This is a genomic window from Vibrio sp. 03_296 (assembly GCF_002265885.1).
Map to the genome: position 1 here is coordinate 1 of NZ_NPKW01001059.1, position 487 is coordinate 487.

The 487-nt window shown below is 44.4% G+C and carries 2 protein-coding genes; one reads left to right on the plus strand and one right to left on the minus strand.

The annotated features are described in order from the left end of the window. A partial coding sequence (gene secB, locus CIK04_RS29810; RefSeq protein WP_128824761.1) for a protein-export chaperone SecB occupies window positions 1-278 on the plus strand: 278 nt, incomplete at its 5' end. A 19-nt stretch (window positions 279-297) separates the two neighbouring features. On the opposite strand, the gene CIK04_RS34990 is transcribed toward secB, so the two are convergent. Beyond that, on the minus strand, window positions 298-487 hold a 190-nt coding region (locus tag CIK04_RS34990), incomplete at its 5' end, for a hypothetical protein (protein WP_325206013.1).

Below are 487 nucleotides of genomic sequence, written 5' to 3' on the forward strand. Positions count from 1 at the left end.
TGACTGTCACAGTGAAAAACGCAGAAGAAACCGCATTCCTATGTGAAGTTCAACAAGGCGGTATCTTCACAGCAGAGAAGATGGAAGCAGGTCAATTGGCTCACTGCCTAGGTGCATTCTGTCCAAACATCCTATTCCCATATGCGCGTGAAACCATTTCAAGCCTAGTGGTGAAAGGTACGTTCCCTCAACTGAACCTAGCGCCAGTAAACTTTGATGCGCTGTTCATGAACTACCTACAACAGCAAGCTGCACAACAAGGTGCAGAACAAGCTTAATTCCGTATGGAATTCCCCTCTAACTGTTCGCAGTGAAAGGCATTAAAAGAAATGCACATGCATCCGAAAACACGATGTTATGTGCATTTTTTATTGGCTCTAACTTAGGTAAGCGATACCCAAGCTCGCTTAATGAGGTATACGTCTGCCAATCATCATGAAACCAACCATCAGGTAAACGCATGACTCRAACACTGGTTAATAACGCC